Annotated in this window: 10 protein-coding genes and 1 pseudogene; 5 read left to right on the forward strand and 6 right to left on the reverse strand. The window is 59.6% G+C overall.

Features of this window, described 5'->3' with window-relative positions; translation table 11 throughout:
* Positions 1-111: 111 nt before the first annotated feature.
* Positions 112-1446, forward strand: a complete 1335-nt coding sequence (locus AC1D2Q_RS28595) for a dicarboxylate/amino acid:cation symporter (protein WP_111455173.1) — start codon at positions 112-114, stop codon at positions 1444-1446.
* 143 nt (positions 1447-1589) lie between these two features.
* On the forward strand, positions 1590-2771 hold the full coding sequence (locus AC1D2Q_RS28600; RefSeq protein ID WP_477815409.1) for a CaiB/BaiF CoA transferase family protein: 1182 nt from the start codon (positions 1590-1592) through the stop codon (positions 2769-2771).
* A 24-nt stretch (positions 2772-2795) separates the two neighbouring features.
* On the opposite strand, the gene AC1D2Q_RS28605 is transcribed toward AC1D2Q_RS28600, so the two are convergent.
* Positions 2796-3290 carry a SprT family zinc-dependent metalloprotease gene (locus AC1D2Q_RS28605; RefSeq protein ID WP_007937535.1) on the reverse strand — a complete coding sequence of 165 codons (495 nt, stop codon included), beginning with the start codon at positions 3288-3290 and terminating at the stop codon, positions 2796-2798.
* A gap of 149 nt (positions 3291-3439) precedes the next feature.
* On the reverse strand, positions 3440-4042 hold the full coding sequence (locus tag AC1D2Q_RS28610) for a Yip1 family protein (protein WP_477815410.1): 603 nt from the start codon (positions 4040-4042) through the stop codon (positions 3440-3442).
* 334 nt (positions 4043-4376) lie between these two features.
* On the opposite strand from AC1D2Q_RS28610, the gene ttcA reads away from it, so the two are divergent.
* Positions 4377-5201: a tRNA 2-thiocytidine(32) synthetase TtcA gene (gene ttcA / locus AC1D2Q_RS28615; RefSeq protein ID WP_007937538.1), complete on the forward strand. Its 825-nt coding sequence runs from the start codon at positions 4377-4379 to the stop codon at positions 5199-5201.
* Between the two features lie 67 nt (positions 5202-5268).
* Positions 5269-5943, forward strand: coding sequence for a DNA-3-methyladenine glycosylase I (locus AC1D2Q_RS28620; RefSeq protein ID WP_477815411.1), 675 nt, complete (start codon positions 5269-5271; stop codon positions 5941-5943).
* A gap of 108 nt (positions 5944-6051) precedes the next feature.
* Here the strand turns inward: AC1D2Q_RS28620 and AC1D2Q_RS28625 are convergent, their stop codons facing one another.
* The 3 genes from AC1D2Q_RS28625 to arsC are packed head-to-tail and all read right to left on the reverse strand — an operon-like array spanning position 6052 to position 7425.
* Positions 6052-6477 (reverse strand): DUF2069 domain-containing protein, encoded by a 426-nt coding sequence (locus AC1D2Q_RS28625; protein ID WP_019581230.1) that lies wholly within the window; start codon positions 6475-6477, stop codon positions 6052-6054.
* Entirely contained in the window at positions 6470-7075 is a 606-nt protein-coding gene (gene wrbA / locus AC1D2Q_RS28630) for an NAD(P)H:quinone oxidoreductase (RefSeq protein WP_018926302.1), read from the reverse strand. The genes AC1D2Q_RS28625 and wrbA overlap by 8 nt, the downstream gene beginning before the upstream one ends.
* Positions 7072-7425 carry an arsenate reductase (glutaredoxin) gene (arsC, locus tag AC1D2Q_RS28635; protein ID WP_477815412.1) on the reverse strand — a complete coding sequence of 118 codons (354 nt, stop codon included), beginning with the start codon at positions 7423-7425 and terminating at the stop codon, positions 7072-7074. The genes wrbA and arsC overlap by 4 nt, the downstream gene beginning before the upstream one ends.
* A 114-nt stretch (positions 7426-7539) precedes the next feature.
* Here arsC and AC1D2Q_RS28640 point away from each other — a divergent pair, with 114 nt between their 5' ends.
* A complete protein-coding gene (locus tag AC1D2Q_RS28640; RefSeq protein WP_477815413.1) occupies positions 7540-8007 on the forward strand; it encodes a TlpA family protein disulfide reductase in 468 nt (155 codons plus the stop codon).
* Between the two features lie 123 nt (positions 8008-8130).
* Here AC1D2Q_RS28640 and AC1D2Q_RS28645 read toward each other — a convergent pair.
* Positions 8131-8320: pseudogene (locus AC1D2Q_RS28645) on the reverse strand (IS4 family transposase); the annotation flags it as partial.

Consider the following 8320-nt stretch of genomic DNA (forward strand, 5'->3'; position numbering starts at 1 on the left):
GCCGTTGCGCAGCTCGACAAAACAAATCCCTCCAGTGCAGGAGGGTTCGCAATTGAAGTGTCTTGGGCAACAGATGGATGTTGTCACCGGGCGCTCTTGAGGAACTTTGCAATGACGACTCGTCAGCCACTGTACAAATCCCTGTATTTCCAGGTGATCGTTGCCATCGCCATCGGCATCCTGCTCGGTCACTTCTACCCGCAGACCGGTGTAGCCCTCAAGCCGTTGGGTGACGGGTTCATCAAACTGATCAAAATGATCATCGCTCCCATCATTTTCTGCACCGTCGTCAGCGGTATCGCGGGCATGCAGAACATGAAGTCGGTTGGCAAGACCGGCGGTTACGCGCTGCTCTACTTCGAAATCGTTTCGACCATTGCACTGCTGGTCGGTCTGGTGGTGGTCAACATCGTGCAGCCGGGTAACGGCATGCACATCGATGTCACCACGCTGGATGCCTCCAAAATCGCTACCTATGTGGCTGCCGGTGCGGATCAAAGCGTCGTTGGCTTCCTGCTTAACGTCATCCCGACCACCATCATTGGTGCGTTCGCCACGGGCGATATCCTGCAAGTACTGATGTTCTCGGTGATCTTCGGTTTCGCCCTGCATCGCCTGGGTGCCTACGGCAAGCCGATCCTGGACTTCATCGATCGCTTCGCCCACGTGATGTTCAACATCATCAACATGATCATGAAGCTCGCGCCACTCGGTGCCTTGGGCGCCATGGCGTTCACCATCGGTGCCTACGGTGTGGGCTCGCTGGTGCAACTCGGTCAGTTGATGGCCTGCTTCTATATCACCTGCCTGCTGTTCATTCTGGTCGTGCTGGGTGGTATTGCTCGCGCTCACGGCTTCAGCGTGCTGAAAGTGATTCGTTACATCCGTGAAGAGCTGCTGATCGTGCTGGGTACTTCCTCTTCGGAGTCGGTACTGCCACGCATGCTGATCAAAATGGAGCGTCTGGGTGCGCAGAAATCCGTGGTAGGTCTGGTGATCCCGACCGGCTACTCGTTCAACCTCGACGGTACTGCGATCTACCTGACCATGGCGGCAGTGTTCATTGCTCAGGCCACCGACACCCACATGGACATCACTCACCAGATCACTCTGCTGGTGGTGTTGCTGCTGTCCTCCAAAGGCGCTGCTGGCGTGACCGGTAGTGGCTTCATCGTACTGGCCGCTACCTTGTCCGCTGTTGGCCACCTGCCGGTTGCCGGCCTGGCGCTGATCCTCGGTATCGACCGTTTCATGTCCGAAGCCCGCGCGTTGACCAACCTGATCGGTAACGCGGTTGCCACCATTGTTGTGGCCAAGTGGGTCAAGGAACTGGACACCGACGTGCTGCAATCCGAGCTGGCCTCGGGCGGTCGCGGCATTGCCGACGAGCCTAAAGACGATGTTTTGGGCCACGTCGAAGGGGCAACCCCGACGAACGCCAAGTAAGCCTTGTTGTAATGAAAAACCCGCTTCGGCGGGTTTTTTGTTGCCTGCGATTTGAGCGTAACGGTCAGCCTCACTGGCACATAAGGTGATTGCTGCAATGTCCCGGGCTGCCTAGGCTTGGGGGACTGCACTGGAGAACGCTCATGCTCGGTCCACTGGCATCACTCAAGGTTCTGGATTTCTCAACATTGTTGCCGGGGCCGTTCGCCTCGTTGCTGTTGGCGGACATGGGCGCCGAGGTGCTACGCATCGAATCGCCGACCCGCATGGATTTGCTGCGGGTGCTGCCGCCCCATGATCAAGGCGTGTCGGCCAGCCACGCGTACCTCAATCGCAACAAGCGCAGCCTGGCGCTGGATCTCAAGCAGCCCGAGGCGCTGGAGGTGATCAAGCAATTGCTTGTGGACTACGACATTGTGCTGGAGCAATTCCGCCCTGGCGTGATGGAACGGCTGGGCCTGGGGTATGAGGCCTTGAAGGCGATCAATCCACGGTTGATTTATGTGTCGATCACCGGTTACGGCCAGACCGGCCCCTACAAGGACCGCGCCGGCCACGACATCAACTACCTGGCGCTGGCGGGCCTTTCGAGCTACACCGGCCGCGCCGACAGCGGCCCGTTGCCGTTGGGCATGCAGGTGGCGGATGTCGCGGGCGGTTCGTTGCATGGGGTGATCGGGCTGCTGGCAGCGGTGATTGCGCGGCAACAGACCGGGCAGGGGCAGCATCTGGATGTGAGCATGACCGACTGCGCCTTCAGCCTGAACGCCATGGCCGGTGCCGGATATCTGGCCTGCGGCGTTGAGCCGGGCAGGGAAGACCAGATGCTCAACGGCGGCAGCTTCTACGATTACTACCGGTCACGCGATGGCCGCTGGTTGTCGGTGGGCAGTCTGGAACCGGGGTTCATGCAGCAACTGTGCACGGCGCTGGGCCGTCCGGAACTGGCGGCCGAGGGACTGTCGTCCGACCCCGCCCGGCAACGGGCGCTCAAGGACGCGCTGAACATTGAATTCGAAAAACACGACTTTGCCTGGCTGTGTGAGCTGTTTGCCGGGGTCGATGCATGTGTCGAGCCGGTGTTGAGCCTGGGCGAAGCGGTCAGGCACCCGCAGTTGCAGGCGCGGGAACTGGTGGCTGAGGTGCCGCGGGGCGATGGCTCGACCCAGGCGCAGATGGCCTGTCCGTTGAAGTTTTCAGCGGGGTTGCCTGAGCCGCGGCACATAGGCGCCCGGCTGGGGCAGCATACGGATCAGGTGTTGGGGGAGTTGGGGTTTAGTGTTGAGCGGATTGAAGCGCTGCGGCGGGCCAAGGTAGTTATCTAGCGTCTGTCCCGGTCGAAACTCAACTTATTCGACCCGCATCTCCCCACTGAACACCAACGTACTGCGACAGCGCCGGCACAAATACCGCCGCCCCTGGCGCACTAGGCTATGACGCTGGGCCGAAAACGGGAAATCGCTGTCGGCGCAGGGGCATTTGTAGATGTAGCGGGTCACGCTTCGGCGTTTGACGTCATAGGTGTGGCAGCGGTTGGGCGGCAGTTCGTAGACGCCGCGCATGATCAGTTGCCACTCTTCGCCGTGGGGCTGGATGCGGTCGCCGAACAGTTGATGGGCGATCAGGTGCGCGACTTCATGCGCCACGGTCTGCTTGAGGAAATCTTCGGTGTTTTCCCGGTACAGCTGCGGGTTGAAGCGCAGCAGGTTCTCGTGCAAATGCGCGACACCGGCTTTTTGCCCGCGCAGCTTGAGGCTCACCACGGGGCGTTTGAAAGGTCGTTTGAAAAAGGATTCGGCTTGCAGGAAACAGTCTTCGACGCGGGTATTGAGTTGCTCGGGCATGCTTGATGGATCTCCAAGGATGTCGAGTATGCCGCAACCCCGAGGGCTTGCGAATCGCTCAGGCGCCGAATGGTCGTTGCTCGCATTAGAAGGCCGCCTTGCGGCGGCCTGTAGTGGCGGAACGTGTTTTTTATGTCGGCGCTGGTTTGTCAGTTGGTATAGACCGGTCCCACGCCAAGGCCCCAGACAATCACGGTAAACGCCATGATGGCCACCAGCACCACCAGTCCTACGGCGAGCACCGAGCTCGAAAACAGGAAGCCCTCGTCAGATGGAATGTTCATGAAGGTCGGCAGCCCCACATATAGCAAATACACCGTGTAGCAGACAGCCGCGGTGCCGACGATCATCCCCAGCCACAAGTGCGGGTACAGCGCCGCCAGGCCGCCGACGAACAGTGGGGTGGCGGTGTACGTGGCGAACGCGATACAGCGTGCCAGACTCGGGTTGGCGTCATAGGTGCGGGCCATCCAGTGAATGAAGGCGCCCATCACCGCGACGCCGCCGAGCATCGCCAGGTACGACATGATGGTCATCCATAGCGCGCTTTCCATGGTCAGCATGACCGGCGCTCGATTACCGATGACCCAGCCGACTTGTGTAGTGCCGATAAACGCCGAGACGGCGGGGATCGCCGCCAGAATCAGGGTGTGCGTCAGATACATGTGGCTGATGCTTTCTTCCTCGTCGCCACGGATTTCTTTCCATTCCTGGTCAGGGTGGGTGAAGAGCCCCACTACGTGATGGATCATGCCAGTCACTCCTCTTGTTGTTGCCATCGCCCCCCAGCGGAGCGCTTACGGGCCAAAGTGGCCAAGTAAGAACAGGTCTGAATACGTGTGCGACCTTATGTCGCAGTATAGAAAGGAGTTACTTGCAATAGTGCGAGGGCTTTAGAGCAAATCGCGCTGTAAAGCACACCGTTAATCGCGGAAGTGTCTTGAGATTTTGATCCTCGGTGGTGCTGAAATGACCGAAGATCGCGGATATGTACCCGAATCTCGTACGATCCGTCAGGGCTCTTCGCCCTTGAAGGGTTTTTGCGTAAAATGCCGGCCTTTCGTCACACCTCACGGATTTCGCGTCATGGGCACTCTTACGGTCAACCAGAACAAACTGCAAAAGCGCCTTCGCCGCCAGGCCGGTGAGGCTGTTGCCGATTTCAATATGATTGAAGACGGCGACAAGGTCATGGTCTGCCTGTCCGGTGGCAAGGACAGCTACACCATGCTCGACGTGCTGATGCATTTGCAGAAAGTCGCCCCGATCAAGTTCGAGATCGTCGCCGTGAACATGGACCAGAAGCAGCCAGGCTTCCCCGAGCACGTGCTGCCGGCTTACCTCAAGGAACTGGGCATCGAGTACCACATCGTCGAGAAAGACACCTACTCGGTGGTCAAGGAGCTGATCCCGGAAGGCAAGACCACTTGCTCGCTGTGCTCGCGCCTGCGTCGCGGCACGCTGTACACCTTTGCCGACGAAATCGGCGCGACCAAAATGGCCCTCGGTCACCACCGGGACGACATCGTCGAGACGTTCTTCCTGAACATGTTCTTCAACGGTTCGCTCAAGGCCATGCCGCCAAAGCTGCGCGCCGACGACGGGCGCAACGTGGTGATTCGCCCGCTGGCCTACTGCAACGAAAAAGACATTCAGGCCTACTCGGACCTCAAGCAATTCCCGATCATCCCGTGCAACCTCTGCGGCTCCCAGGAAAACCTGCAACGCCAGGTGGTTAAAGAGATGCTGCAGGAGTGGGAACGCAAGACCCCGGGCCGCACCGAGAGCATTTTCCGCAGCCTGCAGAACGTGATCCCGTCGCAACTGGCGGACCGCAACCTGTTCGACTTCACCAATCTGCGTATCGACGAAAGCGCGGCATCGCGGTTCGTCAACGTAGTGAACCTCTGACGGTTCAAGTCACTCAGGCACACGGCGCTCGCGGGCGCCGTTTTCATTTCATCCCATAGGAGAGGGCATGCGCGATTACAAGTGGCTGCACGAATACTGTCTGAACCGCTTCGGTTCGGCGGCTGAACTGGAAGCCCATCTGCCGGTTCCCAAGACCCCGGCGCAATTGCGCAAGATCAGTGACGACCGCTACCTCTCGACCATGGCGTTGCGGGTATTCCGTGCCGGGCTCAAGCACAGCCTGGTGGATGCCAAGTGGCCGGCGTTCGAAGAAGTGTTCTTCAAGTTCGACCCGGAAAAAGTCGTGCTGATGAGCGCCGAACATCTGGAGCGCTTGATGCAGGACGCGCGAATCATCCGCCACCTGGGCAAGCTCAAGAGCGTGCCGCGCAATGCGCAGTTCATTCTGGATGTGGCCCATGAGAAGGGTAGTTTCGGCGCGTTGATCGCCGACTGGCCGGTAACCGATATCGTCGGCTTGTGGACCTACCTGAAAAAGCACGGCCATCAGTTGGGCGGGTTATCCGCACCGCGATTCTTGCGCATGGTCGGCAAGGACACCTTCGTGCCGAGCTACGACGTGGTGGCAGCGCTAAATGCACAGCAGATCATCGACAAGGTGCCGAGCAGTTTGCGCGACCTGGCCACGGTGCAGAATGCGTTCAACCAGTGGCACGATGAGAGCGGTGGACGGCCGATGAGCCAGATTTCGATGATGCTGGCGTACACCGTCAACCATTGAGAGCGCCTCGCGGCCAAAAGATCGTCCGATCGCGGCCCGAGCCTTCGGCAGCTCCTACAGGTGTTCGCATATACCTGTAGGAGCTGCCGAAGGCTGCGATCTTTTTTGTCAGGCGGGGGAAATCTCGCCTTCCCCCGCCAACTTGCGGTTCAACTGATAGCGCCACCGCACATACAGCATCGCCGAGCAGAACACCGCCAGGCTCGCACCCATCTCCAGTAAACCGAACAACTGCCGGTTCGGGTCATAGGCGGCCAATGCGCCCTTGATGAAATACAGATTCACCACAAAACACATCCACGAATGCCCACGGGCACTGCCGACGATCATTCCTGGTGCCAGCAACAGCAGCGGCACCAGTTCGATCAGCAGAATCACCCACGGCCGCGCGCCATGCAGGTCGGCGAACACCAGGTAGTAGGCGCAAAGCAGCCCCGCCAGACCGAAAAAGCACAGCAGGCTGATGACGCGCATCGCCCGTACACGCGGTTCGAGCCATTCGATGGCAGGCAAAACCTTAGGCTTTTTAGCCACGATGGCTCTCCAGTTTCTGCGCAGTCTTCGCCAGGCGCAGGCCCAAAGCACGGCACAATGCGACTTCATGTTCGTTCAAACCGCTTTTGCCATCGGCCCCGGCGTGATGACTGGCGCCGTAAGGCGTGCCGCCGCCACGGGTTTCCAGCAGCGCCGATTCGCTGTAAGGCAGGCCGGTGATCAACATGCCGTGGTGCAGCAACGGCAGCATCATCGACAGCAGCGTGGTTTCCTGGCCGCCGTGCAGGCTGGCGGTCGAGGTGAAAACCCCGGCCGGTTTGCCCACCAGGGCGCCGGTCAGCCACAGGTTGCTGGTACCGTCGAGGAAGTACTTCAACGGTGCGGCCATGTTGCCGAAGCGGGTCGGGCTGCCCAGGGCCAGGCCGGCGCAGTTCTTCAAATCGTCGAGGCTGGCGTACAGCGCGCCTTCATCGGGAATGTCCGGCGCCACGGCTTCGCATTCAGTGGAGATCGCCGGCACCGTGCGCAACCTGGCTTCAAGGCCGGCCTGCTCGACGCCACGGGCAATCTGCCGGGCCATTTCATTGGTCGAGCCGCTGCGGCTGTAATACAGCACCAGAATGTACGGCGCGCTCACGGCAACAACTCCAGCACATTCTCCGGTGGACGACCGATGATGGCTTTGTCGCCGACTTCGAGAATCGGCCGCTCCATGAGTTTCGGGTGCGCAGCGATGGCGGCGATCAATTGCGCCTCGCTCAAACCGCTGTCGGCCAGGTTGAGGGTTTTGTACTCGTCCTCGCCGGTGCGCAGCAATTGCCGGGCGCTGATGCCGAGTTTGCTCAGCAGGCTCTGGATTTGCACGGCGTCCAGCGGCGTTTCCAGGTAGCGGACGACCGTTGGCGTCAGGCCACGGGCTTCGATGAGTTCGAGCGCACCGCGGGATTTCGAGCAGCGCGGGTTGTGATAAAGCGTCAGATCGGTCATGTGCGGGTCGCTTCTTGCGTAAAGTGGCGGCTATTCTAACTGTGCGGCGCGTAATCCAGAACCTTGGGAGGCGATGGGTCGCAGGTGCATTCCATTTTTGACAAGGATTGAGACATGACAAGGCGACTGGCAGCGGCATTGGCGATCATGGGGGCGTTATTGCTGGGGGGCTGTGGCAACGACTATGGCATCGACCAGAATGGTCACAAGGTCGCCGCCGAGCGTCTGGACAAACAATGGCTGGTGCTCAATTACTGGGCCGAGTGGTGTAGCCCGTGCCGGACCGAAATCCCGCAGCTGAATGTGTTGGCCGAGCAGCTCCAGGGCAAGAAGATCGGCGTGTTTGGGGTCAACTTCGACAATGTGCAGGGCGAAGAGCTGAAAAGCGCCAGCGAGAAACTGGGGATCAAGTTCACCGTGCTGGCCCAGGATCCGGCCGACCTTTTCGAATTGCCGCGCAGTGAAGCGCTGCCAGTGACTTACATCATTGATAACAAGGGCAAGGTGCGGGAACAGTTGATGGGCGAGCAGACGGCGGCGGGGGTGATGGCGAAGCTTGAGGCGTTGCAGGCGGTCAACTGAGACGATGATCGTTCCCACGCTCTGACGTGGGAATGTATCTAGTGACGCTCTGCGTCACAGGGACGCTCTGCGTCCCGGGCGGCATTCCCACGCGGAGCATCACTAGTGTCCGGTAAAACCTTTTCAGAGCTGAAGGCTGCCTTGGGCAGCCTTCAGCTCTGTTCGCTTTTGCCTTCGGTATTCAAGGTGTTCGATGCTTAATGGGCGCTCGAACAAACTGTGGGTCAGCCGAATGGCGAAGTCTGAAATAGCCCCCGAACAACCTGAGCGGCGCTGATAAAGGTGCAGCAAAAGGTAGGTAATCAAGGCACTG

The sequence above is a fragment of the Pseudomonas sp. P1_A1 genome (assembly GCF_056406935.1).

What these genes read in the sequence shown, in the direction of transcription:
- AC1D2Q_RS28610 (WP_477815410.1), bottom strand. Translation starts at nt 4,042, where the DNA reads ATGATCCATCACGTAGTGGGGCTCTTCACCCACCCTGACCAGGAATGG.
- AC1D2Q_RS28640 (WP_477815413.1), top strand. Translation starts at nt 7,540, where the DNA reads ATGACAAGGCGACTGGCAGCGGCATTGGCGATCATGGGGGCGTTATTG.
- AC1D2Q_RS28620 (WP_477815411.1), top strand. Translation starts at nt 5,269, where the DNA reads ATGCGCGATTACAAGTGGCTGCACGAATACTGTCTGAACCGCTTCGGT.
- AC1D2Q_RS28595 (WP_111455173.1), top strand. Translation starts at nt 112, where the DNA reads ATGACGACTCGTCAGCCACTGTACAAATCCCTGTATTTCCAGGTGATC.
- AC1D2Q_RS28600 (WP_477815409.1), top strand. Translation starts at nt 1,590, where the DNA reads ATGCTCGGTCCACTGGCATCACTCAAGGTTCTGGATTTCTCAACATTG.
- AC1D2Q_RS28605 (WP_007937535.1), bottom strand. Translation starts at nt 3,290, where the DNA reads ATGCCCGAGCAACTCAATACCCGCGTCGAAGACTGTTTCCTGCAAGCC.
- arsC (WP_477815412.1), bottom strand. Translation starts at nt 7,425, where the DNA reads ATGACCGATCTGACGCTTTATCACAACCCGCGCTGCTCGAAATCCCGC.
- ttcA (WP_007937538.1), top strand. Translation starts at nt 4,377, where the DNA reads ATGGGCACTCTTACGGTCAACCAGAACAAACTGCAAAAGCGCCTTCGC.